The sequence below is a fragment of the Akkermansiaceae bacterium genome (genome assembly GCA_019634595.1).
Lineage (GTDB): Bacteria > Verrucomicrobiota > Verrucomicrobiia > Verrucomicrobiales > Akkermansiaceae > Luteolibacter.
In genome coordinates this window covers 178,944-205,922 of the sequence record JAHCBC010000007.1, presented here as the reverse complement: position 1 = coordinate 205,922, position 26,979 = coordinate 178,944, and the positions used below count along the sequence as shown (strand labels likewise).

At 59.4% G+C, this 26,979-nt stretch carries 29 protein-coding genes and 1 pseudogene; 18 read left to right on the top strand and 12 right to left on the bottom strand.

What is annotated here, in order from left to right; genetic code table 11:
* Window positions 1-240 precede the first annotated feature (240 nt).
* The 17 genes from KF712_21410 (at window position 241) to KF712_21330 (ending at window position 11,409) form a co-directional block, all read left to right on the top strand.
* Window positions 241-678, top strand: coding sequence for a hypothetical protein (locus tag KF712_21410; protein MBX3743558.1), 438 nt, complete (start codon window positions 241-243; stop codon window positions 676-678).
* Window positions 675-1,367: a DUF4339 domain-containing protein gene (locus KF712_21405; protein MBX3743557.1), complete on the top strand. Its 693-nt coding sequence runs from the start codon at window positions 675-677 to the stop codon at window positions 1,365-1,367. The genes KF712_21410 and KF712_21405 overlap by 4 nt, the downstream gene beginning before the upstream one ends.
* 262 nt (window positions 1,368-1,629) lie before the next feature.
* Complete coding sequence (locus KF712_21400; GenBank protein MBX3743556.1) at window positions 1,630-2,163, top strand: hypothetical protein; 534 nt, start codon at window positions 1,630-1,632, stop codon at window positions 2,161-2,163.
* Window positions 2,160-2,867 (top strand): PD-(D/E)XK nuclease family protein, encoded by a 708-nt coding sequence (locus KF712_21395; GenBank protein MBX3743555.1) that lies wholly within the window; start codon window positions 2,160-2,162, stop codon window positions 2,865-2,867. The genes KF712_21400 and KF712_21395 overlap by 4 nt, the downstream gene beginning before the upstream one ends.
* Window positions 2,868-3,039: 172 nt before the next feature.
* Window positions 3,040-3,375: a hypothetical protein gene (locus KF712_21390; GenBank protein MBX3743554.1), complete on the top strand. Its 336-nt coding sequence runs from the start codon at window positions 3,040-3,042 to the stop codon at window positions 3,373-3,375.
* Window positions 3,344-3,496, top strand: coding sequence for a hypothetical protein (locus KF712_21385; GenBank protein ID MBX3743553.1), 153 nt, complete (start codon window positions 3,344-3,346; stop codon window positions 3,494-3,496). Before KF712_21390 ends, KF712_21385 begins: the two co-directional genes overlap by 32 nt.
* Window positions 3,497-3,594: 98 nt before the next feature.
* Window positions 3,595-4,605, top strand: a complete 1,011-nt coding sequence (locus tag KF712_21380) for a hypothetical protein (GenBank protein ID MBX3743552.1) — start codon at window positions 3,595-3,597, stop codon at window positions 4,603-4,605.
* Window positions 4,606-4,782: 177 nt separating this feature from the next.
* Window positions 4,783-5,166 (top strand): DUF1257 domain-containing protein, encoded by a 384-nt coding sequence (locus KF712_21375; protein ID MBX3743551.1) that lies wholly within the window; start codon window positions 4,783-4,785, stop codon window positions 5,164-5,166.
* Window positions 5,163-5,375, top strand: coding sequence for a DUF2997 domain-containing protein (locus tag KF712_21370; GenBank protein MBX3743550.1), 213 nt, complete (start codon window positions 5,163-5,165; stop codon window positions 5,373-5,375). Before KF712_21375 ends, KF712_21370 begins: the two co-directional genes overlap by 4 nt.
* Window positions 5,372-5,602: a hypothetical protein gene (locus KF712_21365; protein MBX3743549.1), complete on the top strand. Its 231-nt coding sequence runs from the start codon at window positions 5,372-5,374 to the stop codon at window positions 5,600-5,602. Before KF712_21370 ends, KF712_21365 begins: the two co-directional genes overlap by 4 nt.
* 85 nt (window positions 5,603-5,687) lie before the next feature.
* A complete protein-coding gene (locus KF712_21360; protein MBX3743548.1) occupies window positions 5,688-7,208 on the top strand; it encodes an AAA family ATPase in 1,521 nt (506 codons plus the stop codon).
* A 122-nt stretch (window positions 7,209-7,330) separates the two neighbouring features.
* The gene (locus KF712_21355; protein ID MBX3743547.1) at window positions 7,331-8,410 is read left to right on the top strand and encodes a hypothetical protein; all 1,080 of its coding nucleotides are present in this window, start codon (window positions 7,331-7,333) and stop codon (window positions 8,408-8,410) included.
* Window positions 8,411-8,518: 108 nt separating this feature from the next.
* Complete coding sequence (locus tag KF712_21350) at window positions 8,519-8,674, top strand: hypothetical protein (protein MBX3743546.1); 156 nt, start codon at window positions 8,519-8,521, stop codon at window positions 8,672-8,674.
* A 362-nt stretch (window positions 8,675-9,036) separates the two neighbouring features.
* Window positions 9,037-9,321 carry a hypothetical protein gene (locus KF712_21345; GenBank protein MBX3743545.1) on the top strand — a complete coding sequence of 95 codons (285 nt, stop codon included), beginning with the start codon at window positions 9,037-9,039 and terminating at the stop codon, window positions 9,319-9,321.
* On the top strand, window positions 9,318-9,788 hold the full coding sequence (locus KF712_21340; GenBank protein MBX3743544.1) for a periplasmic heavy metal sensor: 471 nt from the start codon (window positions 9,318-9,320) through the stop codon (window positions 9,786-9,788). The genes KF712_21345 and KF712_21340 overlap by 4 nt, the downstream gene beginning before the upstream one ends.
* On the top strand, window positions 9,739-10,359 hold the full coding sequence (locus KF712_21335) for a sigma-70 family RNA polymerase sigma factor (GenBank protein MBX3743543.1): 621 nt from the start codon (window positions 9,739-9,741) through the stop codon (window positions 10,357-10,359). Before KF712_21340 ends, KF712_21335 begins: the two co-directional genes overlap by 50 nt.
* A 396-nt stretch (window positions 10,360-10,755) precedes the next feature.
* Entirely contained in the window at window positions 10,756-11,409 is a 654-nt protein-coding gene (locus KF712_21330; protein MBX3743542.1) for a class I SAM-dependent methyltransferase, read from the top strand.
* A 26-nt stretch (window positions 11,410-11,435) separates the two neighbouring features.
* On the opposite strand, the gene KF712_21325 is transcribed toward KF712_21330, so the two are convergent.
* The 7 genes from KF712_21325 to KF712_21295 form a co-directional block, all read right to left on the bottom strand.
* A complete protein-coding gene (locus tag KF712_21325) occupies window positions 11,436-13,490 on the bottom strand; it encodes a copper-translocating P-type ATPase (protein ID MBX3743541.1) in 2,055 nt (684 codons plus the stop codon).
* Window positions 13,491-13,851: 361 nt separating this feature from the next.
* Window positions 13,852-14,301 carry a heavy metal-responsive transcriptional regulator gene (locus tag KF712_21320; protein ID MBX3743540.1) on the bottom strand — a complete coding sequence of 150 codons (450 nt, stop codon included), beginning with the start codon at window positions 14,299-14,301 and terminating at the stop codon, window positions 13,852-13,854.
* A gap of 76 nt (window positions 14,302-14,377) precedes the next feature.
* Entirely contained in the window at window positions 14,378-16,801 is a 2,424-nt protein-coding gene (locus KF712_21315) for a multicopper oxidase domain-containing protein (protein MBX3743539.1), read from the bottom strand.
* 279 nt (window positions 16,802-17,080) lie between these two features.
* Window positions 17,081-17,875, bottom strand: a complete 795-nt coding sequence (locus tag KF712_21310; GenBank protein ID MBX3743538.1) for a ChbG/HpnK family deacetylase — start codon at window positions 17,873-17,875, stop codon at window positions 17,081-17,083.
* Window positions 17,872-18,273, bottom strand: coding sequence for a GtrA family protein (locus KF712_21305; GenBank protein MBX3743537.1), 402 nt, complete (start codon window positions 18,271-18,273; stop codon window positions 17,872-17,874). The genes KF712_21310 and KF712_21305 overlap by 4 nt, the downstream gene beginning before the upstream one ends.
* Window positions 18,260-19,252 (bottom strand): glycosyltransferase family 2 protein, encoded by a 993-nt coding sequence (locus KF712_21300; GenBank protein ID MBX3743536.1) that lies wholly within the window; start codon window positions 19,250-19,252, stop codon window positions 18,260-18,262. The genes KF712_21305 and KF712_21300 overlap by 14 nt, the downstream gene beginning before the upstream one ends.
* An 11-nt stretch (window positions 19,253-19,263) precedes the next feature.
* Window positions 19,264-20,763: a glycosyltransferase family 39 protein gene (locus KF712_21295; GenBank protein ID MBX3743535.1), complete on the bottom strand. Its 1,500-nt coding sequence runs from the start codon at window positions 20,761-20,763 to the stop codon at window positions 19,264-19,266.
* Window positions 20,764-21,183: 420 nt separating this feature from the next.
* Here KF712_21295 and KF712_21290 point away from each other — a divergent pair.
* Window positions 21,184-21,613, top strand: a pseudogene (locus KF712_21290) (EamA family transporter).
* 17 nt (window positions 21,614-21,630) lie between these two features.
* On the opposite strand, the gene KF712_21285 reads toward KF712_21290, so the two are convergent.
* From KF712_21285 to KF712_21265, 5 genes are all read right to left on the bottom strand, one after another.
* The gene (locus KF712_21285; GenBank protein MBX3743534.1) at window positions 21,631-23,073 is read right to left on the bottom strand and encodes a hypothetical protein; all 1,443 of its coding nucleotides are present in this window, start codon (window positions 23,071-23,073) and stop codon (window positions 21,631-21,633) included.
* Window positions 23,070-23,747, bottom strand: a complete 678-nt coding sequence (locus tag KF712_21280; protein MBX3743533.1) for a response regulator transcription factor — start codon at window positions 23,745-23,747, stop codon at window positions 23,070-23,072. The genes KF712_21285 and KF712_21280 overlap by 4 nt, the downstream gene beginning before the upstream one ends.
* A gap of 91 nt (window positions 23,748-23,838) precedes the next feature.
* Entirely contained in the window at window positions 23,839-25,293 is a 1,455-nt protein-coding gene (locus tag KF712_21275) for a glycosyltransferase family 39 protein (protein ID MBX3743532.1), read from the bottom strand.
* On the bottom strand, window positions 25,290-25,949 hold the full coding sequence (locus tag KF712_21270) for a VTT domain-containing protein (GenBank protein ID MBX3743531.1): 660 nt from the start codon (window positions 25,947-25,949) through the stop codon (window positions 25,290-25,292). Before KF712_21270 ends, KF712_21275 begins: the two co-directional genes overlap by 4 nt.
* A 37-nt stretch (window positions 25,950-25,986) precedes the next feature.
* The gene (locus KF712_21265; GenBank protein ID MBX3743530.1) at window positions 25,987-26,892 is read right to left on the bottom strand and encodes a glycosyltransferase family 2 protein; all 906 of its coding nucleotides are present in this window, start codon (window positions 26,890-26,892) and stop codon (window positions 25,987-25,989) included.
* Window positions 26,893-26,979: the final 87 nt, after the last annotated feature.

Genomic DNA, 26,979 nt, shown 5'->3' with positions numbered 1-26,979 from the left:
GAATACCAGACATTCGTGCGGATAGATACCCCCATGGATCCTATGATATTTTCCTGCTGGAACTGCAATGGTCACATTTCCGCCGATGAATCGCTGGCGGGGAGGGAGGTGACCTGTCCTCACTGCGAAGCCACGATGGTGCTTCCGGAACACTTCGTTCCGGTAGAACCGACCCGGCACCCGAGATCAAGGACGGCGGCGGAACAGGGTTTGCGTTCGGGCCGGTCCAGGAACCGTCTGATGGCTGTGGGTGCTGCAACCGCGACGTTGGCGATCCTTGGCTTCGCGGCGTGGAGCCTTCTTTTTTCATCCGCTTCCAAGCTCGCTGGCCGGTGGATGCCGCTCCACGAATCGGGAGTCTCCACAATCTCCCGGTGGGAGTACGACGGCAGCGGAGGTCGATCCTTGGTCAGATCGTCGCCACCGCAACCGTGGTTCGAACGGGCAACTGTGGGTGAGGTTTCGGAGGTGGAGTTCCTCAAGGATGGAACCGTCATTCTCTCCAGGGATGGGGGAACTACTTCGGGAAAGTATCGTGTATTGGGCGGGGATCGCATCGAGTTTGATTTCGGCTCAGGGGGATCATCGGTGATTCCGGTGGAGATTGGTGGACAGAGGATCTCAGTCCTTGGCGATGGCGGTCGGGTGATTGGGAGCTACACGAAGCTCGAAAAATGAATCCGCTTCCTGACACAAACCTGCCGTCCACGCTGGAAGTCCACATTACAAGAGAGGACAAGCAGACGGGGCCATTTACCGTTGCGCAGATCCGGGCCATGCTGGATGGGGGCTTGCTTTCAGCGGGTGATCTGGCGTGGCACGACGGATTGGACGACTGGCTGCCCCTGTGGCGGGTCCTTGGTTGTCCGCCGCCGCCACCTTCTGCGAATCCCCCCATCCTTCCGGCAGTGGTGGCTGCCTACCCGTCGGAATACATGGTTCCGCGTGAGGAACCGCGTGGCGGTATCAGGAGGGAAGAGGCGTGGAAGATCATCCTGTTCGTGATGGTGACCTTCGGCCTCTACGGACTGTATTTGCTTCCCCACCACAACGACCAGTTCGCGCGATTGTCCCGGCGGCCACGGATGCACTTCTGGTTGTTGTTGACTCTGACTCTCGCCACAGTGGGGATTTTCGGAGTCTTCTACCAGCTATGGCTGTCGGCATCGCTCAACAAGTTTTCGGAGGAAATGGGAACAGCAGGACGCAATCCGTCACTTTGCTGGCACGTTACGATGCTGAACTTCGTTTCCTTCACGACGGCCTTTTCTTCCGCGGGGATGGCCATTCCGTTTTCACTGTTCCTGGGCGGTTGCGCGTTCTGGGTTATCCAGAAGGAGCTGAACCTTTATGCGGATAGGTCATGAGGGAGTACCGTGTGATTGAGGAGATACCGTCTCCCGATTCTGGGAGTAAGTCCTGATTCCAGACTTTACCCCCGATCTGGGGTAAAGTTCCACCTCAGTGAAATCCCGCCCTGTCCCGCGTTAGATGAAACCGAATAAGCGCACGTTGTTGCGCCGGTTTCCGTGAGACCGCCGTGAGGCGGAGGTAGCGGATTCCGACCATCCCCCGAAGGCCCGGCACTCCGCCGGGCCTTCTTCGTTTCAACCCACAACCCCAACCATCATGGCCATCAAACTGATTGCGAACTACTCCAAGCGCCTCGGCCTCCCCGGGTTCTCGTCCCACCAGTTCAGTGTCTCGGTCGAGACGGAGCTAGTGGCAACCGACGACATCCCCGGCGAGTCCGGACGCCTCTACCAACTCCTCCAGCAGAACGTGGACGAGCAGATCCTCGCCACCGGCTTCGTCCCACCCGCCGACTACGGCATGGAAGCTCCGGCTCCGGTGAACGGTCGTCCGCCGGCCAACGGCGGAACTGCCGCTTCCTGGCAGCGCGGACCGACGTGGAAATGCTCCGACAAGCAGCGGGATCTCATCCTCAAAATTGTCGATGAGCACCGCCTCGACAAGGCGTCCATCGAAACGCTCGCCAACGAACGCTTCGGCAAGGGCGTCAAATCCCTCAACAAGATGGAGGCCTCCGGGCTGATCGACGAATTGCTGGACACCCACGGCTCACCGCAGCAGCAGCCTCCCGCCAACGGCCAGCGACGGACCAACGGTTCTGTCTATGCCAACGGAAGGAGGTCCCGGTGATCACTCCGACATCCACAGGGCGGTTCGAGACCGGGCTCTCCGCCTACGCGGGGACGTTCCCGGACCACATCAGCCCGACTGCTGCGAAGTCGTATCTGGCATGTTCCCTCCGCTTCTACTTCGAGCGGGTGGCGTGCCTGAAGAAACCGACGCCGAAGAACCTGCACCTCGGCAAGGCGGTTCACGCCGCGCTGCAGGCATTCCACCTCGCCCGCTGGCGGGGAGGGGACCATTCACCTGAAACCATCGCCACCGCCTACGAGGAGGCTTTCCTCCGTCTCGAACGGGAGGAAGGACCGGTGAACTTCGACGATGCCGCGGAGCGCGAGAGATCCCGCACCGACGGATTGCGAATCGTCGCCGCCTACCTCGACAGCCCGGAAGTCCTGAAAGGGAAACCCCGGGCGGTCGAGGTGAAGTTGACCGAGGAAATCCCCGGCCTGTCCGTCCCCCTCACCGGCGCGATGGATCTGGTCGGTGAGAACCTCATCCCCATCGACTTCAAATCCGCCGCCGCGAAGCCTGACATCGGGCATGCGGCGTTCGAGCACGAGATCCAGCTGGTGTCCTACCAGCTCCTGATGGAGGCCGCCACGGGCGAAAGTCCACCGTCGCTGGACCTCGTGTTCCTGGTGAAGACGAAGACTCCGCAGGTGATCCGGGTCAAATCCCCACCGGCGGACGCCGCCGGAAGAAGCGGGTGATACGCCCTTCTCGAAACTGCCGTCACCGGCATCGCGGAGGACCGGTTCCATCCGCAGCCGGGGATGCATTGTTCGTGGTGCCAGTTCCGCCGCGAATGCGCGGCACGGCTCCCGCGGGAGCGGGAGGAAAGGAGGGCGGCATGAAATCCTTCTTCCCCGCATCCTGCTCCTATTGGCCCTGCTGTGGCTTCCGTCCTGCGGCAGCGGAGGTGGTATCAGCCGGGAGGAGGCTCGCATCCAGCGGGAGGTGAACCAGCGGGTGGAAACCATCCGTTCCGAAATGAAGGTGTCGGAGACCCGCTGGAAGACCGCCCGGGTGGTCGCCTTCTGCCTGCTGGCGGGAGGAGCGCTCATCTGGTTGTTCAACGGCGGGGGTGGTTCTTCCATCGGCGAGAGCTACCCGAAGCTGGCCGACCCCAGAAACCATGACCCCGGTCACCGCCGACGCGTGATCGACCGGCACTACCCTGACGAAGATGAACCCGACGAGTATCCGTATCGCCGTTGAGGTGGTCCTGGTGCTCGGAACCGCCGGGCTTCTGCTGGAACTGGTCCAGTCCCACTCGTGGGCGGTCATCCTGATCGCGGTCGCCGCGCTCATGTGGCTCCAGGTCCGCCGTCATCACTGACCGCCATCCGTCCGGCATCCTGCCGGTTCACCCACGCCCGTCCGGTTCGATCCCGTGGCGGGCGTTTTCATTTCCAACCCCAACCCCTGAAAACAACCATGAACCCACAGAACCAACCACTCCTCGACGCCATCTGCCGCCGGGGAGTTCTTGTCTCCACCAGCGTCCGTTACTGGCGCGGGTGCAAGAAGCTCGCGCCCGAGGATCTCGGACTCGATCCATCCACCGTGAGCGACCGGCTGATCCAGCTCGGCCACAAGCGGCTTATCCCCCGTGAGGCGTTGTCACGCTTCGCCCTCATCGAATCCCGGGCACACGCCTTGGTCGAAGCGGCGAGCTTTCCGTTTCTCGGAGGCATCGCCCGCTTCGTCCCCAACCCACGCCTCGCGGAGGTGGTGGAGAAGCTGGCCAAGCTGCGGGAGGAATTCCGTGACGAAACCCTCGCCTTCGTTGCGGACTACACACCGCTGCGGGACCGCGCGCTCGCCGAGTGGCGGGCGGCTTCCGTCCAACTCCGTGGCTCGGAGCGTCTGCTCCACACCATCGAGCAATCATTCCCTCCGGCAGGCTCCATCGCGAACCGCTTCGTCTTCGAGACGAGGATGTTCCAGGTGGCCGCCCCAGACAGCATCCGCCTAGAGGTGGTCGAGGGAGTCGAACAGATGGAGGTTGCTGAGGATCGCCGGCGCATCGCCGATGAAGCTTCCCGCAAGCTCCGGAGCGACCTCGACGAGTTCATCCGTGAAAGCGTCACCGCCCTCCGTCAGGAAACCGCCAAGCTCGCCTCCGATGTTCTCGCCACCATCGAGGGATCGGAGAACGGCGTCCATCAGCGGACCCTGAACCGGCTGTCTTCGTTCATCGACGATTTCCGCTCCCTCAACTTCGCGGGGGACCGGGAGTTGGAAGGAACGCTGGAGAAGTTTCGCCGTGATCTGCTCACCCGGAGCGCGGAGGACTACCGCAGCAGCGGGGGAGCGATGCGGGATCTCACCGCAGGCCTCGACCGCCTGCGTGAATCCGCCGTCCGCCTGGCCAAGGGAGACGCGGGCGATGTCCTCAGCCGTTTCGGCCAGATGGGCGTGCGCCGTTTCGCCGAGGCGGGCTGATCCGCACCTGCCCCCAACAACCCACCCTACAGCGGGCGGTCCGATTCGTCGGGCCGCCCGTTCCCATTTCCACACCCCGCACGTCATCACCATCACCCCGACCGCCAATGTCCGCCTATCAGCCTGAATACACCAACCATCATCACCACTAACCAACCCCTACCCAGAACCACCATCATGTCCCACTTCACCACCATCAAAACCGAAGTCCGCGATCTGGAGGCCCTCAACGACGCCTGCGTCGAGATGGACCTCAAACTCGTTCCCGATACCACCTGCCGCGGCTATGCCGGTGCCGTCCGCAGGGCCGACCATGTCATCCAGCTCAAAGGTCCGTATGACATCGCCGTCGATCCTGCGGAGGGCGGCCGCTATGGCTTCTCCGCCGACTGGTGGGCAGGTCATGTCGAAAAGGAAGTCGGAGCAGGCTACGGTCGGCTCCTCCAGTCCTACGGCGTCCACAAGACGCTGCGTGAGGCACGCATGCGCGGCCTTCGTACGTCACGCCAGGTTACCGAGGATGGAACGATCCTCCTCACCCTGGAAGGAGGTTCCCTGTGAGCCGCCGCATCCTGGTCAAGGTCTCGCCCACCGGCGGGATCACGGTCGACGCGGAGGGCTTCCAAGGCAAGGGCTGCACCGACGCCACCAAGGCGATCGAGGAGGCCCTTGGTTCCCGGACCGCCCGCACCCTGAAGCCGGAGTTCCAGAGAAAAGTGGCCAGCCAGCCGCTCCACCAGCAACTCGGCAATGGGGGTGGGGAACCATGAGTTCCTCCATCCTCCGCTTCAATCCCACGGGTAAGGTCGCCTGTCTCTACACCGAGGCCATCGACCTGCGCTTGCTGGGTACCCTCGAGATCAAACGCCTCACCGACATTCGCTTCCACGACGAAATCCAGCAATGGGAAGTCGTGATGGCGGGAACCGGTGAGATCATCCATCGAGATCCTTCCCGCGAGGCCTGCCTCGCCTGGGAACACGAAAATCTCGGCTGATCCGAAACGATCAGCCGTTCCCATCGGCCCCGGTCTCCATCTGGAGACTGGGGCTTTCTCATTTCATCCAACTGAACAAATCATCATGCAACAACAGCTCATTCCCTATCTGCGGGCCGGTTACGCCGGACTCGCCGTCATCACCGCCGAGGAAGCACGGGCGGAGGCGGAGATCGCCGCCACCTGCGCCAAGCTCGGACGAAACCTCTCCGCCTGGTCCTCGTCAGAGGGTCTGGTGGATACCAGCGAACGCAGGGCACAGCCTTGTGTTGATCCGCTGGAAGCCCTCCAGTTGATAGGACCGAAGTTCGCTGCCGAGTCTCCGCGTCATGTCATCGTGATGCGGGACCTTCAGCTCCATCTGGAACAGACCGATCCGATGCTGGTCCGCCGGCTGAAGGACCTGCTCCGTCTCGCCAAGACCAACGGCCACGCCCTCATCCTGCTGGGCTGCCGCCTCCGGTTACCCGCCGAACTGGACCACGAGATCACCCGCATCGACTTCGCCCTGCCGGGACCGTCTGAACTGGGTTCCGTCTTCAATGGCATCGTCGAGTCGGCCAAGCTCACCAGCCCGGAGGAAGACGAACGTGAGGAGATCCTGCACGCCGCGCTCGGCCTCACGACCATCGAAGCGGAGAATGTCTTCGCCCTGTCGGTCGTCGAGAGCGGCAAGCTGGATCCGGAAATCATATCCCGCGAGAAGGCCCGCACGCTCAAGCGCAACGGACTGATCGAGGTCATCGAAACCAAACCCTCGCTCGATGCCATCGGCGGGCTGGACAACCTGAAACAGTGGCTCGAAACGCGGAAACTCGCGTTCAGCGCCGAGGCGAAGGAGTTCGGTCTGCCCGCTCCCAAGGGGCTGCTCATCGTCGGGATCCCCGGCACCGGAAAAAGCCTGACGGCGAAGGCAACAGCCACGGCATTCGGCATCCCGTTACTCCGCCTCGACATGGGCAAGGTCTTCGGCGGGATCATCGGCCAGAGCGAGGCGAACCTGCGTTCCGTCATCCAGACCGCCGAGGCCATCGCACCGTGCGTGCTGTGGATCGATGAAATCGAGAAGGGTTTCTCCGGCACCAAGAGCAGCGGCAGCACCGACGGAGGAACGACCGCCCGGGTGTTCGGCAGCTTCCTATCCTGGATGCAGGAGAAGGAGAAGCCGGTTTTCGTCGTCGCCACCGCGAATGATGTGACAAAACTCCCTCCCGAGTTTATCCGTAAGGGCCGCTTCGACGAGATGTTCTTCGTGGACATCCCGACGGCGATCGAGCGAGGGATGATCTGGCAGGTTGTCGTGAAGAAGCATTGGCGCAAGCCAACCGACTTCGACTGCGTGGAACTCGCCAGGGTGACCGAGCAGTTCACGGGTGCCGAGATGGAAGCCGTGTTCGTCGAGGCGATGTTCACCGCCTTCTCCGAGAACCGGGCGCCCAGGTTGCGCGATGTTTCACGCGCTGCGCTCGACACCCGACCGATCATCCACCAGATGGACACCGAGATCGCCCGCCTCCGTGATTGGGCGAGAGGGCGGGCACGGGAAGCCGGAGGCGACGATCCTGCTCCGAGAAAACGGTCCCGACGCCGTTTTGAGGAGAACTGATTTCGGCAAGGCGCCGCATGAGGCAAGCCCGGTCGCCCGACGCTCCATCAAAGCGCGGCCGGGGCAACACATGGCCGCCACGTTCCTTCACCCGGGACGTGGCGGCCTTTCCATTTTCCACCATGAACAAACAAACCACATTGTACTACAGCGAAGGCTCATCCGATAAGGTGTATGAGATCTTCATCGAACCGAAGGACGACGGATGCATCGTCCGCTATGCCTATGGCCGACGGGGCAGCACCCTCCAGCCAGGGATCAAGACCCCGAAACCTGTGCCAGCCGAAGAAGCCGGAAAGATCTTCGACAGCCTGGTGAAGCAGAAGCTCTCCAAGGGCTACCGGGTTGGCGAGTCGGGTGCTCCGCCGCCAGTGTCCAATGACTGGGAAGGAGAACACAGTGGCATCCATTGCCAACTCCTCAATCCCATCGAAGAACCCGAAGCCGACCGATACCTGAAGGACGACCGTTGGTGCGCCCAGGAGAAATTCGATGGGCGTCGCATGCTGATCCGCAAAACCGGTGACGCCGTGGTCGGTATCAACCGGCGCGGGTTCTTCACTCCGGTCCCCGCGAGGATTGCGGCGGCAGCGCTGGAAATCCCATTCGACTTCCTGATCGACGGCGAGGCCATCAGCGACAGGTTGCACGCCTTCGATCTGCTGGAACTCCGCGACCGGGATCTAAAGGCAGCGCCTTACGTCGACCGATTGGCCTGCATGGTCCGCTGGATCGACACCAGCGGGGGAATCCTTGTGGTGCCCACAGCTTTCAACAGTGAAGACAAGATTGCGCTGCATCATCGTCTGCGGAAGCGGGATGCGGAAGGAGTCGTATTCAAGGACATCCACGCGGGCTACGGTGAAGGGCGACCTAACAGTGGTGGCAGCCAGCTCAAGTTGAAGTTCCACGCGACCGCTTCCTTCATTGTCGGTGCGGTCCATCCGACGAAGCGGAGCGTGGGTCTCGGGCTGATCGACGGGAGCGGAAGCGTGGTCGTGGCGGGCAACGTGACCATTCCGCCGAATCACGCGATCCCCCAAACGGGAGCGATCGTGGAGATCCGTTACCTCTACGCCTTCCCGGAGAGCGGATCGGTCTATCAGCCGGTCTATCTGGGACGGAGGGACGACATCGAGCTGAAGGAATGCGTCACGGCGCAGCTCAAATACAAGCCATCCACCGCGGACGAAGCGGCGTGAGGGGGAAGCCGGGGGAGGACTGTGGACTTCTCCGGCTTTGGGGCGCGCAGCCTCACAGCAAATCTTGGTCGGAAGAAACCCGATCCAAACAACAAGAAACAACAAACCATGAAGAAGATCGCCATTATCATCACGCTCACCACCCTGGTCGCCATCGGCATCGCCACGGCCTTCTCCGTCAAATGCTCGTTCTGCAACGGCACCGGATGGAGAGGTCAGTTCCGCTGCAATTATTGCGGAGGAGACGGAGACATTGGTAGGTAAAAGCAAGCTGGTCTGGCCGTGGCACCCGAGGTGCCCGGCCAGACCTGATATTTGACTGGGTGAGATCTTCTTTTTTGCTGGGTTTCACGTCGGAAACCTCTGAGCTTGTATCCAAGGAATTGGCTGCCTGCCCGAATCTGGTTCGGTGATTTTGCTCCCGAAAACAAGATTGTCGAAAGGGTTTCCCGTTCTGCCGGTGTTCAACTGAGGTCATCCATTCGTAAGATCATGAGACCAAAGCATTCCTGGATGTTTGTAACTTTGCGGCACGTCGACTCGTGCTGGGATTTGCTTCCGTTGATGGTTGTATGTAATGCTCGCCTTGCTGAGGATCCCCATTGAAATCGAATCCGCCAATTTTGATGATCGATAATGAATTTGATGATTTTCTCAAGCGAAGTTCACCTCCGCTGGTAGTGCCGTTCACTTTCCGCCAGTCAGTTTGGCACCGCATCGAGGTGGCGGCTCCGATCCCGCGGCTTGTGATGTTTCTGGCAAAGCTCACCCAACCCTTGGGGGCAGGAATTCTGGCCGCCGCGGCACTCGTGATCGGTGTCCTTCTCGGGAACTCGATGCCCGGCACCGAGGACCGTGCCCAGATTGATTACATTGAATCCGTGAGTCCCTTCGCCCATCAGAAACCATGAAGCGCGGATTGACCGTCGCATTGGCGATCATGTTGGTCGGCCTGCTAGGGTTCGGGATTTCCCGTTCCAGAAAAGAGTACCGGATGAGCGGGATCCTCGTCGACACACTGCCGGAGTTGGTCTGGTTGAAATCAGAGTTGTCCCTGACGGATGAACAACTGAGGCGGGCGACCGACCTTCACCGGGCCTATCGCCCCAAATGCGAGGAGATGTGCCATAAGCTTTCCGCGGCTCATGAAACGGTGGAGCGATTGTCACGCGGAGGCGTCGGGATGACTGGAGAACTCAAGGCGGCCATTGAAGAACATGCCGCGGTACATGCGGAATGTCAGGAGGCCATGCTGGAGCATCTTTATGAGACGGCCGGTCTTTTCGGTCCTGAAAAAGCCCGGGAATATCTCAATATCATGATTCCGCATGCACTGGATTCCGCCCATGGGGTTTCGGATGTGGACGAAGGGCACTGAGCAGCAATCAATGGAAGAGTCGGATTGCGATCTCATGACCAGACTAGGGCGGGGCGACGACCTCGCCTTGAATGTGCTCATGGACCGGTGGAGTGCGCGGATCATTTCTTTCCTTTATCGAATGTCCGGTCGCCATGACACGGCGGTCGACCTGGCCCAGGAGACTTTCGTCAAACTGTATGCCGCCAGGGAACGTTACCGGGCGACTGGTAATTTTAGCACCTATCTTTTCGGCATCGCAGTCAATCTGTATCGCAACCATTTGCGATGGCTCGGCAGGCACCCCTCGGTTTCCCTCGATGGTCCCGGGCAGAAAAGGGGAGAGCTCGTCCGGTCGAGTTTCGTTTCTCCGTCGGACCAAGTCGAGAGGGCGGAGACCTGGTCAGCCGTCGAAGAGGCGCTGCGGCGGCTGCCTGTCGAGTTGAGGGAGGCGATCTCGTTCTACGTCTACGAAGGGATGACCTATGCCGAAATCGCCGGAATCACCAAATGCACGGTGAAAGCCGTGGAGAACCGAATCTACCGAGCGCGCCAGATTCTCCGTGAGGAGCTCAAGGAAGTTCGAAAATAAATTCAGGAAAATCAGGGAGCTATTCCAATTTCCGGACATCAACTGGAAATCCATGCTGAATACCCACTTTCCACGCCCTACTCCAAGATGCTGAACGATGACCCGAATCTGAAGCAGTTCGGGCTCTGGTCAGGGACCGATTCGCTTCCCGTAGGCCATCCGTCGCATCCGATGACGGAAAAACTCTGTGCTTACCGACACTGGAGCGACCTGCCGCTAGCCCGAATTGTGAAAGGAAGTCTCGGAATTATCCTGATGGGGCTGTGTTCGTCATATGCGGAGAAAGTGCGTCATGCTCCTTTCCGGGTTCCGCGCCCGATCGTCGGAAGGCTCATACGGAACGGACATCTCGTGAATGCGGTGAGGAAGCGGGATCACGATCTGATCCGGAATTTCATGGCGGATTACTGGTCCTCGCCGGCGTCGGAGGAATTTTACGTCAACCTTTCCCACCGCTATGAAACCCTCTTTCTCGCCTATCATTCGGGGATCGTGGAGGAAACCGTCGCTGCTTTGGAGGCGGCCGGAGGAGGCTTCACCGAACTCATCGAGATCGGTTCCGGGGACGGCAAGATCCTCGGACATTTCGCACGCCGGATGGAAGGTCTGGCTGGACTCCACGGGATCGACCTGAATCCCGAGCAAACGGCCGCGAACCGCGGGATCTACGCGTCCGATCCGAGGATGAATTTCCATCTGGGTGATGCCAGGGAATGGATTCCCGCCAACATTCGGCCCGGGACGGCCGTCATCGCGAACGGTGGCGTGTTGGAATATTTCACCCGTCCAGAACTTCAGGAGCTGTTTTCCGAAATCGGTTACCGCACCCCGTCCGTCATCGCCATCACCGAAAGCATCGCCGCCGACCATGACCTGAAGAGGGAAAGCGACACGTTTCCGTACGGACTCGAACTGTCGCTCTCCCACAACTACCTCTCCCTGCTCCACGATGCGGGCTATGAAATCGCCTACGTGAACGATCGGCATACGACCCCTCAGGAATCCGAGATTGTCGGACGGTGGCTGCAAGTGGTCGCATTCCGAAAATAGGGTGGAGGGAGATGACCCGGGCCGGGTCAGGGTGATTTGTCCAACTCCTGGTTGCGAAGACGGAGCGCGTTACCGATGACCGAGACGCTGCTCAGGGCCATTGCCGCCCCGGCGACCATCGGATTCAGCAGCCATCCTGTCAGCGGATAAAGGACACCCGCTGCAATCGGAACGCCTGCAAGGTTGTAGAAGAACGCGAAGAAAAGATTCTGTCGGATGTTTCTCATGACGGCATGACTGAGTTCGAGCGCCCTCGATATTCCGCGCAGGTCTCCTTTCACCAGAGTCATGCCGGCGCTTTGGATGGCGATGTCGGTTCCGGTTCCCATCGCGATACCCACATCCGCCTCGGCGAGGGCCGGAGCATCGTTGATGCCATCGCCCGCCATGGCGACGATGGCACCTTTCGCCCGGAGTTCCCTGATGATGCGATGTTTGTCGGAAGGAGCCAGATCTCCCCTGACATCGTCGATCCCGAGTTCCTTCCCAACTTTCGCCGCCGTGGCCTGGTTGTCGCCGGTGAGCATCACCACCTTCAAGCCCATCGCGTGAAGCGACTTCACTGCCTGCGGGGTTGCTTCCTTTATCGGATCCGCCACGGCGATGAACCCGGCGATGTCTTCATTTTCCGCGATCCAGATGACGGTGTGCGCCCGTGCCTGGAGATCTTCCGAAGCGGACCTCAAGGCGTCCGGAACGCCTGATGAAATGCTTTCGATCCATGCAGGTTTTCCAATTCGGATGAGATGTCCGTCAATTTCACCTTGGATACCGGATCCAGTCACGGAGTCGAAATCCCGCACCTCCGGGATGGAAAGCCGGCGGCTCTCCGCCTCTTTGACGATGGCTTGGGCCAGCGGATGCTCGCTCAATGATTCGAGGGCGGCGGCCATCGCCAAAAGATGGTCATCGTTGCGGCTGTCGGTTGAGAAGACGCTTTTGACTGCGGGTCGGCCCTCGGTCAGCGTGCCGGTTTTGTCGGTCACGAGGTAATTGACCTTTTCGGCGCGTTCGAGAGCTGCGGCGTCGCGGATGAGAATGCCGAGCTGTGCTCCGCGGCCCACACCAACCATGATCGACATCGGAGTTGCCAATCCCAATGCGCAGGGACATGCGATGATCAGGACCGCGACGCTGTTGGCGATGGCGTAGGCGAGGCGCGGCTCGGGTCCCCAGATCATCCAGCCGGTGAAGGTCAGCAGCGCGACGAGGACGACGGCGGGAACAAACCAACCTGAAACCTGATCGGCCAGACGCTGGATGGGAGCGCGGCTTCGTTGGGCGTCGGCGACCATTAGTACGATCTGCGATAGCAACGTGTCCGCGCCGATCCTTTCCGCTTTCATCGTGAAGGCACCGGTTTGATTGATCGTGGCTCCCACGACTCGATCCCCGGAGCGTTTTGCAACCGGAAGCGGCTCACCGGTGATCATGGATTCATCCACGTTGCTGCTACCTTCGACGATGGATCCGTCGACCGGGATCTTCTCGCCTGGCTTCACACGGAGAAGATTTCCGGATTTCACCAGATCCAACGGGATCTCCTCTTCCTTGCCGTCGGCGATCCGACGCGCGGTTTTTGCTGCCAGTCCGAGCAAAGCCTGCACCGCCTGACCGGTTTTGCTGCGGGCACGGGCTTCGAGCCATTGGCCGAGAATGACCAGACTGGTGATCACCGCCGCCGCTTCGAAATACACCGCGACGGTTCCGCCATGGCGCAAAGAGTGCGGAAAGAGATGAGGGAAAAGAATGGCGATAGTGCTATAGAGCCAGGCCGAGCCGACGCCGAGCGCGATCAGCGTGAACATATTCAGGCTCCGATGAAGAAGCGAGCGCCACGCCTTGGCGAAGATGAAACCGCCGGTCCAGATGACCACGACGCTTGAGAGAAGGAACTGGATCCAAGCCGATGCGGTGGCGCTGACAGGAAGCTTTCCGGGAAACAGCATCTCTCCCATCGCGAGAAGAAAGATCGGGATCGCCAGGAGCGCGCTGATCCACAGCTTTCTCAGCAGTTTGTCAGCCTCGCTATTGATTTCCTCGTCATCGGTATCCGCCAGGACTTTCGGTTCCAGCGCCATTCCGCAAATCGGGCAATCACCCGGCTGATCCCGTTCGATCTCGGGATGCATCGGACAGGTGTAGATCGTTTTTCCCGCCGGACGCCATGCGGGATTTCTCTCCAACGCCATTCCGCATTTGGGGCAATCGCCGGGTTTGTCGGATTCGACTCCCGGGCACATGGGACAAAAATATTTCGCGGCAGCGGATGGGGTGACATCACCGTGGTCGTGATGGCCACCGCAACAAGAGCCTCCGGCAGGCGCGGGATCTGACAACTCCTGCTTGTCCGGGGAACAACAAGATTTGCGTGACGGGTTTCCGGCCCCTTCTGTCGGGTGCCCGTTCGATGGCTGGTGGTTTCCGTGGCAATGATCGTGATTATCCTTCATGGCATCCTCCTTTGGCTTGATGGTTTTTGTTCCCGACGAACTCTGCGATCGGACATCCCTTGAGCGGACCTTTGCCGTCGCATTTCCCGATCAACGCGCCGAGCGCCTGTTCCATCGCATTCAACGCTTCGATCTTCTGGCGGATGGCCTGAAGCCGGGCCTTGGCAAATTGACGCACTTTCCTGCGGGGTGTCCGGATGTTGCCGGTGAGCGTCATCAGTTCCCTGATCTCATCAAGACTGAAGCCGAGCCCCTTGGCCCGCTGGATGAATTGCAGTCGATCAAGATCGTCCTGACCGTAGATGCGGTATCCGGATGCGTTGCGTTCGGGCGCTTTGACCAGATTCTTCTGTTCGTAGAACCGGAGTGTTTCGGCACCAATGCCAGCGGCCCTGGCGAGGCTGGTCCGGGTAAAAGCATGTGCTTTTTTCTTGTCCATGACGCCATCATGGATCCTGTAGTGACCTACAGGGTCAACGATTATTTCTGCGATCCCGGTTGGTTTTCACTGCTGGTCAGAACCTGAAGGTAATGCCCGCACCGACCCCGTAATCCGAATCCCACAATGCCGTAGCGGAGAGGGACTTCGTGAGCACGTAACTGAGTCCGCTTTGGTAGGACCAGGCGTCCCGGGTATCGTATTCAACTTCTCCGAAGATGCAGAGGCGGGGAGTCAGCATCAGTTCCCGTTCCAGAGTCGCACGACCCTCTCCATCCGAATCAACCCAAGCTGTCGCGAGGAAATTGCCCGGCAAGAGATAGCGCACGCCACCGACAAGCCGTTCATCCTCGCGTGACCAGTCCAATCCCTCGGCGTGCACTCCGACAAAGACATTGGTGAAACGGTTGATGAACCGCTCATAGGTCAAGGTTGCCTCCCACTCGGTGCCGGTGACGCCGTCCCAGCCGGCTTTCCATTCGAGATTGAAAATATTCAGCAGGGAAGAAGCGGTGATCTGCCCCTGGGTCATGTTGCTCATCAGATCCGCATAGCCGTAAAAGAGAAACGGATTGTGTTCCTCATACACGCCGTGGCCGATGGCCTCGGTTTCCGGAGACGGGGTGAATCCTTCATAGCGGACCACCCGCGCCATGCCGCTCATCATGTGATACAGAATGTGGCAGTGGAACAGCCAATCGCCAGGTTCATCCGCCATGAATTCGATCACGGTTGTCGACATCGGCTCGACATTCACCGTGTGCTTCAACGGAGAACGGTCACCTTGCCCGTTGATGACCCGGAAAAAGTGGCCGTGGAGGTGCATTGGATGATGCATCATGGTCCGGTTGATCATGACGAACTGGACGACCTCGCCTTTCTTGATGTGGAGATCGTCGTCCGGAGAAAGCGGGCGGTTGTTGATCATCCACACGTATCGGCCCATTTCTCCGTCCAGGGTGAGTCGAAACACCCTTCTGGGGGCCTTGTCAGGAAGGGAAATGTTCTTTGAAGACCGAAGTTTGGCATAGGGTGAAAACGGACGATCCGGAGCCATCCCATCCGACATCATCATGGGAGCCCGGGCGGCATCTTCGCGAAGGAGAAAATCATACCACTTGGGGGAATTGTGTTTCATGCCCTGCATCCCCGCCATGCCACCGCCCATGTCCATGCCACCGTGGTCCATGGAAGCCATGTCCATTCCGCCTCCATCGTTCGTAGCTCCGGAATCCTTTTCCGGCATGTCCATTTTCGAGTGATCCATTCCCTGCATGGCATGATGGTTTTCCTCGCTCATCCCTTGCATCGCCATCTGCTTGTGCTGCATGCCGCCCATCTCCATGGCCGAATGGTCCGTACCCTCCATATTCATCGAACCATGATCCATTCCGCCCATATTCATGCCGGGCTTGTCAAAAGCACCGCTTTCAACCATTCGGTCGTTCATCCCCATGGTTCCCTGAGGGGTGAGGGCGAGCATCTGCTTCAGGTTGAAGCCCATCATGTTTTCGTAAACGAAGGGTTTGGGAATATCCTTCGCGTAATGTTTCTCGCCGGAGCCGATCCAGAGTGAAGTCTTTCCCGACCCGTCGTGCGCGGTGGACCGGAATTCATACGATCCACCGGAGGGGACCTTGATCAGGACATCGTAGGTCTCGGCGATGGCGATAAGAAGCGGCTGTTCCATTTTCAAGGGCTCGACCGGCTGCCCGTCTGCGCCAATGATGGTGAATGGTCCGCCCGCCCAATTCATGCGGAAGTAACTCCCGGCCGCCGCATTGATGATTCTGAGTCGGATGGTCTGGCCGGGATTGGCCGCGATGGATTCCTCCGGCTTTCCATTGGTGAGAAAAGCGTCGTAGGCGACATCGGAGAGGTCCATCGGAGGCATCCGCATGGCTTCACGTTTGAAGAAATCGCCCAAGGTTCCGGTTTTTGCCGCTCCAAGAACGCTCTGGGCGGTTCCTTTTTTGATGCCGAAATATTCTGAACCTCGCCGAAGGGTCCGCAGGACCTCCTGTGGATTTCGGTCCGTCCAATCGGAAAGAACAACCACATGTTCGCGGGGGGAGGCACGCCCGAATTTCGGATCGATGACAATCGAACCGTAGACTCCTACCTGCTCCTGCAGATGCGTGTGGGAATGATACCAGTAAGTCCCGCTCTGCCGGATTGGAATGCGGTAAGTGAAAGTCGCCCCCGGCTTGATGGGAGGAAAGGAGACAAAAGGAACTCCATCCATATCCGGTGGGACCAGAAGTCCGTGCCAATGGATTGAGGTGTCGTGCTCCATTTTGTTGTGGACGTTGATAATCGCCACGTCTCCCTCCTTGAAACGCAACGTGGGCCCTGGGATGCCTCCGTTGATTGTCATCGCATGAACGGGATTTCCGGTGATGTCCACATGCCCTTTGGCGATCATCAGGTCGTAAACGGTTTCTTTCGCTCCGGCGGTTCCGGCGAGTACAAGCAGGAGAAGAAGGCAGAGTTTTTTCATGAAGATTCAAGGCTGTCACATGATGAGGAACTCCCCAAGAACTCGTGCTGGGAGCGGAGATCGTGGGTCGATGGGTGATCAGAAGGATGACGTGTTAGCAGGTCTTAACCGTTAATGTCCGATGGAACTCCAATCCCTATATTTTTTCGATAGAAAGTAAATTTATCTCGATTCGTGGTGGACCAGATCGTCGATCAGGTGTTCCATTTCGCGGATTTCACGGCATTGCGTTTCGATAATGCCGTCGGCCACCTTCCACACGCGCGGATGGGGCATTCTTCAGGAAGCAGGTTCGGTGAAAATTGAATCCAGAGGAGACCTCAGTGCACTTTTGCGGTCGGATCGGAAATACTCTGATGTCAGATAATGGAACTCCTCTACCCGTGATTCGCGGATGGGATCGGACAGATCGCTGGATGGCCGTCCGGGATGGCACATGATCAGCAGCGGCTCGTCGGAGGCGTTGATCCAACGGTTGAACGATTGTCGGAATTTTCCTGCGCTCCGGTAGGAGCGGAATCCGGCGAAGTATTGGTTCGTGGCGATCCCGGCTTCCTCGAGCTTGTCGGTGAGAGAACGGGACATGCGCTCCAGCAGGTGCTTTTTGAAAGGGCCGGATTGAAGGCCAACCGGTGGCTGGAGAGTTCGGACCCAACACTTGGAGCCGAACTCTGACAGGCATTCCATCACCACGTCGCGGACGGTGGGGAACACGTGGACGTGTTGATGGCCATCTACGAAATCAGGAGGTGAACCCATGGCGCGCGTGTATCCATTCCACTGTTTCTCAAAGGCGGAGCGGATCATCTTCCTGTCGAGTTTTCCGAGCATGGCGGCGGCCAAGATACAGGAAACCCTCCGTTCAGGCTGGCTGAAAGGCAGTGTCAGGTTGAAGTGCAAGCCGTGCTGTGCGGATCCCGCTATCTTGAGGTTCCTCGCATCGGAGTGCCAAGTGGGGGAGAGCGTGAGGCTGCTCACTGCATCAAGCCGTCCCATCCCCACGAGTTCCAGGATGGCGCGGTTGATCGCCGGGGACTGGGAGTAGTCGTCCGCACAAAGAATGATACGTTTCATGGGGCTTTCTTCGGATGGGTGAAGACCCAGATCTTCGATGCGAGGTAGGTTCCGCCAGCGATTCCCACCAGAACCATCGCCAACGCGGCGCGATAGTCCAACAGGCCGGTTGCCAGCAGTAAGGCGTAGCAAAGTTCGTTCAGAATGAACCCCGTGACTGAAACGAGAAAGAGGCGGCGGTATTGCCTGAATCTGCGCCTGGCACGGAATGTCCAGCGGCTGTGCCCCAGAAAGCTCGCCTGGAATGCTATGAAAAAGCCCATTCCGTTGGCTCCCAGCGGATGCATGCCGGAGGGAACGAGAACTGCGACGGCGAGGAAGTGGATCGTCATGGATGCCAGGCCGACGGCTGCGAAGCGGATGAGTTCGAATGTTAGGCCGTCCTTACCTGTTTTCATCCCTGTCGAATCCATGCCTTTCCGAAATGAGATAGTTCGGCCGTCTCTTCACCTCGTTGAAGATCCTGGCCACGTATTCGCCGAGCACCCCTACGGAAAGAAGCTGGACCCCTCCCAGGAAACTGACGGCAACCACCAAGGTGGCCCAGCCGGGGACATCCGTTCCGGAGACCATGGTCCGGATGGAGATATAGACCGCATAGATGATGGAGGCGGTGGATACCAGCGAACCTATCCCGACCCAGATCCGCAGGGGGAACGATGAGAAAGAGGTCAAGCCGGTCATAGCCAGATCGAACAGTTTCGGAAGGTTGAAACTGGACCTGCCCGCCGCGCGCTCCCCGCATTCGAACGGGACCGCGACTTTGTTGAAGCCCACCCAGTTGTAGAGCCCCTTCATGAACTTCCCTGATTCGGGGAGCAAGCGCAGGGCCTCCACCACCCTGTGGTCCATCAGGCGGAAGTCGCCCGCATCAGCGGGTATGTCCACGGAGGCTCCACGGCTGAGCAAGGCGTAGAAAAGTTGGCTCAGATGCCGGCGAACGGGGGAGTCCGAACGCCGGTGTGTACGGACACCATACACCATGTCATAGCCCTGCTGCCATCGGGATACAAATTCCCCGATCATCCGGATCGGATGCTGGAAGTCCGCGTCCATGATCACTACGACCTCACCGTGGGCTTCATCCAGCCCCGCACTGATGGCAGCTTCCTTGCCGAAATTTCTCGAAAGGCCCAGGAGTTTCACAGGGAGGCCTCCGGAGGCGGAGATCACCTTCAGCGCGGTTTCGTCCCGGCTGCCGTCGTCCACCACCACGACATCGTAACGGGAGGTGATCCCTGAAAGGTATGTGCATAGCGCGTTGATGAACGCGGTGATGCCTTCCGCCTCATTGTATGCCGGGACGACGCAGGTGATCCACGGCTGACTGCTTTTCGCGGGAACCGCTGCTCGTTCATGTTTCTCTGATAGCTTCATCCTGGTGGTGATCAGTAGGAGGTAGGGTGGGATGGAGTCTGGGAATAGTCCGGAGGGATTTCCTGGTAGAGTGACATCTGGCCTTCGAAAGAGCGCATGATGCGCAGCCTGCGTTGGATTCCTTCAGGGAGGGCGTCATGATCTTCTTCCGGAATGGCAAGAAAGAGGGTTCCCGGCCTCTCCAGATAATTCACCAGTTCATCCAGCGAGCGGGTGTGGATGGCGGCTCCGGAGGTATAGAACTCGGCCGAGTATCTCCGGCGGCCGAAGTAGAGAAGCGGATCCTGCGGGCCGTGGAGGTCCCGGTAGACACGGGCGAGTTCACGCTCCGAATGTTTCGGCGACCGCTCAGGAAAGAAAAGGGACATGGTTGTGAAAGCCAGCACGATCAGCAGGCTCACCGTGACCAGAGCCGGGTGGAGCGGGTGAAACCTCCGGGCCGGTGAATCCTTGAGATGGCCGCAATGGAGCCACGCGAGGAGCAGGGCGATGGCAGGTAGGGCAGGGAGCGGATAGGTCAGGATGACGTTGCGGGCAGGAGTGAAGAATACGATCGGCCAGAATGCCCACATGATGAGATAGAATCCCAGACCATCATCCTTGCGGGCCCACGTCACGGAGTCCCTCCATCTATTGAACGGGAGGGAGAGGAAGCCGAGGCACCATGGCAGTGTGGTGAGGATCAGGAATATCCAAATCATACCGGGGGGCACGGCATGGGCCTTCCCATAGAGATCTCCGGTCCATCCGGATCTGAAGAAGCGGTTCCAGTGCTCGCCGACGATGAAGTAGTCGATGAATCCCGGGGTCCGCTGCTCCGCGAGGCTGTACCATGGCAGCACCACGGCGGCCATGAGGAGCGGGCCGGTCAGCCATGGGATGGAGTCCCATGTCCTGGGCCATGCGCCGCTGAAGATCGTCCAGGCGAGGAGGGGGGGCGAGACGATGACAAGCACCAGCGGACCTTTCGCCAGCAGTCCGACCGCGAGACCGGCGAAGAAAAGGTATCCCCACGCCCTGGAGCCGTCTTTCCGGACCGCGTGGATGAAGGAAATCATGGAAAGCGTGGTCCCCAGGAGCAGGGCGGTATCCGTCATCACCGCACCTGAACAGTAGAAGAACAGCGGCATGGCAAGCAGGATGACTGCGGCAGTCAGGCCCGAGGAAAGCGACCACTCCCGCCAGGCGAACCGGCCTACCAGGAAGAGGATTACGAGCGCTGCGATGAATATGAAGAACCGGGACCCGAACTCATTGACTCCAAAAATCTCCATGCCCAGCGCGGACATCCACATCGACAGCGGTGGTTTCGCCCAGAAAGGAACTCCGTAGGCATGCTGGGGGGTGATCCAGTCGCCGGTTTCCACCATCTTGCGGGCGATCTCCGCATAGCGTGCTTCCGATGGATCTTGATGGGGGAGGAAGATCAGCAGGATGACGCGGACGATCAGGAAAACCACCAGTAGGGCGGCCAGCCTGCGGGTGTTTCCGTGAGGGGTGACGGGTGTCATCTGGCCGTATCCTCGGGAAACAAAGGTGATAGAATGATGAGAACCGTCGTTTTGGCGTTCGGCTTCGATTCCCTTACCTGCGACGGCGATTGGATGTGGTTTCTGCTCTCACGAAACGACGCATCGAATGAGGTGCCTGTTGATCGAAGACTATACCTGTCGTTGCGGGACAGCATCGGGGAATGCCTCTCGGATCACGGATTCATTGTTGATGAATGCGGGGGGGGCGATGTGGGGCTCTGGCAGACAGCCTCTATCAGCGGATGATCCGTCCGTGCTGCCGATCGTTGGAAAGGGAGATGGGGAGGGGGGCATTCGCTGGTTGGCGGATTGGAAATTGCTTTCTCAGGTTGCTGCGGTTTCCCCGGGCGGTCAGGTGTTGCTGGCCGTTCCGGGGTAACTCCATTATAAGGGGCTGCCATGAACTGGTTCATCTGGGCGCTGTTGGCCGCATTCTTCGCCGGTTGTACTGCCGTGCTTGCCAAGATCGGAGTGGAGAACGTTAATTCTCACTTGGCAACCGCGATCCGGACCGCGGTGGTGCTGGTATTCAGCTGGGGGGGGGCGCTGGCCGTGGTTCCGGTCCAGCAGATCCTCGCCATCAGTTCGAGAACATGGTTGTTCCTCGCCCTCTCCGGGATCGCCACCGGACTGTCATGGATCTGCTATTTCAGGACGCTGCAACTGGGGGGAGGCGGCGCGCGTCGCATCCGTTGACAAGCTCGGCGTGGTGTTCGCGGTTCTATTTGCGGTGGTGCTCCTGCACGAAAAATTGTCCTGGATCCAGTGTATGGGGTTGCTGTTCATCGTGATGGGTGCGCTGGCCGTGTCATGGAAGCCCGCACATTGAACAGAAGAGGGTGGGATTCAGACGGGGACAGTGAGGCTGAAGCGGATTACCAGATCCTGGCCGAGGTCTACGTCCACCTTGCCACCCATGAGGTTCGCAGCCTCCCGGGTGAGGCTCAGGCCCAAGCCGGCGTGGCCGCCTTCATCATCCGCGGCCTCCGAGCCACGGTGGAAGGGCTGGAACCATTTGTCGATCTGTGACAGTTCGACATTCCGGGCCAAGGTGTTTTCGCAGAGGAGGATGAGTTCATTTCCGGTTGTTGCGAGCCGGACGTGTATCTTTCCTCCCGCCGGAGCATGACGGACCGCATTTCCGATCAGGTTGGACGCGGCGGCTTTGAACAGCCCCCGGTCATTGCTGATGGCGGGGACATCTGTCTGGAGATCCGCAGACAAATCCATCCCGCGTGCCGCCACCATGTTGTCAAAGGAATCCAGAACCTCCCGGACGATGGCATCTGGCTCGAACAGGGCCCGCGTGGAGCCTTCCAATCCACCACGGAGCCGGGCGAGGCGCATAAGGCTGTTCAGCGTGACCCGCACGCCGCCGAGGATGTGGAGGGCTTCCTGGATCCGTTGCTTGAGGTCCGCCGCGGGACGGTCGCGCATGACTGCCTGCTCCAGGGTGACGTAGACCCCCGAGATCGGAGTCCGGAGTTCATGGGCGGCGTGGAGGGCGAATTCCTTTTCCCGTTCCCGGGACTTCTCGACCTTCCCCAGGGCGAGGTTGAAGATGCGCGCGAGGCCCACCAGCTCCGACGGCAATGTCCGGGGAATGGCGGACTCTCCCGGAGTGTCACTCTCCGAGCGGGCGAGAAGCTTCGCTCCGAACTCCCGGATGGGACGGAGGCTCCAAGTGGAGATCGCAAAGATGGAAGCCCAGATGGCGATGAGGGTGGCGAGGGCACCGCGCGTCAGGTGGCCCTTCAGTTCAGCCAGCCGCGCAATCAGTGAATCTGTTTCCCGCGCACAGACAACCACCTGTGGATAGTCTTCGGGACGCAGGGTTCTGCCTTGGCGGGCGGCTTCATCAATGGCTGCCTGATCCGTGAAAGGATAGTGGAGAATGCCTACGACCCTGGCGCTGCGGCCGTCGGCAAGCGTGACGCTTTCCTTACGCGGCTGGTTCAGCCCCCCGTAGATCAGCGGCAGGTCGCGGTCGCCGAGTTCCGGTGACTTGGTGACTTTGCCGGATTTCATGTCCCAAAAGGCGAACACTCCGGCAATCTCAGGAGCACCGGCGGACTTCATGGCTTCCTTCCATTCGTAGTCTAGGCTGTTGGCTTCCAGTTCCGCGGACTTCGCCAGCAGCGAGGCGCTCACGAGCAACTGGCTGTCCACCTCCTTGTAGAGCGTCCGCTTGAACGCCCGGTAGATCGCTACATTCGCGCCCCACAAAGTGAGTGCTACCAGCACTCCGGTTCCCAGAATGAGCCGGGCACGGATGGAGGGGTTCTTCATGAAGGGGGATACTCAAGCATGTAGCCCATCCCCCGGCGAGTGTGAATCAATTCGGGTTCTCCTTCTGCGTTCAGTTTTTTCCTCAGGTAGCCGATGTAAACGTCCACTGCATTGCTGGAGCCGCCGGTTTGGTCTTCGTACACGTGTTCCCAGATTTCCGTTCTGGTCACCGGTTTTCCCGCGCGGTAGGCGAGGTACTCCAGCAGGTGATACTCCCGGCGGGTGAGGGGGATGGCCCGGTCTCCGCGTGTCACTTCTTTCAGCGAGCAGTCGATCTTCAGGTCGCCGATCTTCAGGATAGGGGATTCACGGTCATAGCGCCGGCGGATCAGGGCATGGATCCGTGCCACCAATTCCACCAGGGCGAATGGCTTCACAAGGTAGTCATCCGCCCCCATGTTTAGGCCTTCGACGCGCTGGTCGAGGGAATCCCGGGCGCTGATGACCAGGACCGGTGTCTTGTTCTGAAGCTCCCGCAGTTTGCGGAGGATGGAGAGGCCGTCGATCTTTGGCAGCATGATGTCCAGGATCACACAGTCGTAACTGTGGTTCCTGGCGAACCAGAGACCTTCGTCCCCCGTCGCGCTGGAATCGACGACAAATCCCTCCTCGATGAGGCATTCGCTGATGTTCTTTCGCAACGGAGTGTAATCTTCTACGAGCAGGCAACGCATGGACGTGTGGAATCTGGTATCAGAAAGTTGGGAGGGGGGCGATCAGTGATTTGAGTTGGAATGGGCGGACGGGCATCCATCGCCGGCCATCTCATGGCCATAGCACTTCGTAAATTTGTATCACGGGCTTTTGGTGTGGAGCCAGTGGCCAGCGGAATGCCTCGTTCACTTCGATTCCATGGAAGGCGGTGATGTCCAATGGCAGAGATCCGGTTCCAACCCATGCTTTTTCTCCCCGCTTGAGTCCCTCGATGAGCCTTTGAGGAGTGGTGGCTTTTTCTGATGAACCGAGGTAATACTGGAATGTTGCGGGGAGACTGAGATTGTGAAGATGGTGAGGATCGATTCCCGTATTCCGGAATGCTCCTGCGGCTTCTCTGATTTGCTGGGAATACGCGGCTGATCTCAGTTGCCGTCCGGGTAGCGGGTGGTATTTGAACCAGGCTCCAGCTAACAAGAGACTTCCGGCAATAGTCGCAGCCCAGGCGAATTTCCTTTCTCCCACCCTCACTGCGAGACGCGACGCTTCAAATCCGGCGAGGAGTGCTCCAGCAGGCCATAGGGGCAACAGGAGATCCGCCCGGTGATGGGCCGACAGGGTGAAAATCATCATGCCAGCCAAGATCCAGCAGACAAGGAATCGCTCCAGCCTCCGCTCTCCAGAGTGTTCGGATGGTCGGCGGAACGAGCGGATGATGGCGGCACCGGAGAACAGACTGAATGGAGCGAAGCGCGTGAGGAAGTTGATCGTGGGAGTGAGAACGCGCATTACCACGTTTCCATGATGGTCGTTCGGCACCACGGTATGTCCCAGCAGCTCCCGGTAGATCATCTGATCCACCAGATCACCACCATGAAGCCACAGCGCGGGAATCACCCATGACAGGCAGAGGGCGAAGAAGATCAGCAGCCCCCTCCGATGGCTTCCTGATAGTCCGGGGTGCGGGCGATGGGTCTGTCGTTCCCAGAACCACGCCAGCAGTCCGACGGAGGAAAGCAGGATGCCGAGCGGACCCTTTGCCAGTAGTGAAACCGCCGCGCAGAACCAGAACATCGTCCAACCCTTCCCGGTTTCCCATGCCCGGAACGCCGCCCATGCCCCTCCGGCGATGGCCAGGGCGAAGACTGCATCGGAACGCACCATCCCCATCTGCCGCCACATCAGGGGGCACATGATCATCGCGAACCCGGAGACGATCCCCGCCAACAGGCCGAACCTCATCTTTCCGATGTGGAACACGAGCAGCATCATCCCCGCAACCGCCGCGAAGGAGGGCAGCGTCAGCGTCAGCCGGTTCAGACCGAACGGAGCGGCCAGCACGCCGATCATCCAGGTGTGGAGGGGCGGCTTCGACTGGATGCGGTCCTGGAGGTCCCGTTGGACCAGCCAGTGCCCGTGATCCACCAGATCAATGGCATAGCCGACGTTGCGGGACTGCGAATTGTCCTCCAGGTCATCAGGGCCGGTGATCCGGATGGCGAAGAGTCCCAAAGCCAACGCCAGCAGCAACCATAGCCATGTTCTGGATTCGGCTGCCGTGTTCATCTTGCTTTTCCTTCTTCCATCGCCGTGTGATTCCCCGCCCGCGCGGACCAAAAGAACCACGTGCCCGCCATGATGGCTGCCGCGATCCCCAGTTGGGCCGCACCCTGGGGCAGTCTTTCTTCCGCCATGCCGCTGCCAATGAGCGTTGCCACCGCTCCTTGTGGAATGAACCCCAACAAGGAGCCCATCAGAAATGCCGGTGTTTTCACCCTTCCCATCGCCAGTCCGGCATTGATGAGGAGATTGCTGACCGGCAACTGCCGGATGAAGAAAACAGATGCTACAGTCGGTTCGCTCCCGGTGATCTTACCAAGGAATTTGCCGTTGTCGCGACGCTTTGCGAGCCAATCACGGCCTCCCCAGCGCAGCAACAGGAAGCTGGCATAAGAACCGGTCACGCTGGCTGTCAGAGCAAGTGGAAATCCCGCGCCAAAGCCCATCAGCAACCCTCCTGCGGCGAAGAACAGCAGCCTCGGAACCCCGGCGAAGATCAAAATGGTGGAAAAAAGCGCGAACCCTCCGATACCCATGGAGGAGCCGGTTCCCATGAAAGCAGCCAGTGACTTGGGATCACTCCAGTCCGTCAGGCCAGCGGGCCGCATCGCATGAAGCGTGATGATCGCCAATACCGAGGCAACCATCACCACCAGTTTCACAGGTTTGTTGCCGGAAACCTGTCCTCCATTCGGGGGCTTAAGCATGATCGATCCCTCCGGTGCGGTTCGACGGCACGGCCCGTCCAAGATACCAGCGGATGCCGAAACAATCGCGGATACCCCTCCACAAGCGGTTGCCAACACCGTATTTGGAGACACCGTGCGTCCGTTCCCGGTGGTTCACCGTCTGCTGTACCACCGAGTATCCCTGTCCCCGCAGCAGGGTGGGCAGAAACCTGTGCATGCCATTGAACACCGGAATCTCAGCGAGGGCGGAACGACGGACCACACGGATGCCGCAACCACTGTCGATCACCTCATCTCCCGTGATCAAGTTGCGGAAGCTGTTTGCGATCTTCGACGAGACCCTCCTTCCCATGTTGTCCTTCCGGTTGAGCCTCACCCCGGTCACGCAATCCACTTTCTCTCTCAATGCGGTGGCATACATCGCCACAAGATCCGACGGATCATTCTGGCCGTCGCCATCCAGCGTCGCAACCCAACCGGCAGTGGCATTTCGGAAGCCGGTGGCAACTGCGGCGCTTTGTCCTGCATTCAGGCCATGTGAGATCACCCGCACCCCAGGCAGCCCGCACATCCGTAGACGATGGGCGGTGGCATCGGTACTGGCATCATCCACGAAAATCACTTCGATCCGATTTTCGAAGTAGTCCAGGGCGGTGAGGATTTCCCGGGCAAGGGGTAGGACATTGTCTTCTTCGTTGAACACGGGGATCACCACTGAGAGCAATGGGAGATGGGGCGTCGTTTCGGAGACAGGACTCTGCTTCACAGGAGTCCTCAGGGGTTGACGCAGAAAATAAGAGCCGGCGTTGGGAGAATGAGTATGAAGGGGTGTTTTCCGGATTGCCGGACCGGCGTTCAAGATTGGGAAACCAAAGGTTTGTGGAAGATCGCCTGCAAAGGATGAATGTGGATTCATGGTCCGACATTAGCAACGGAAAGTGAGAGATTGATGAGAAGCCCTCCTTTCCTTGCTCTGTCGCACCTCCGAAGCACCATTGTAAGA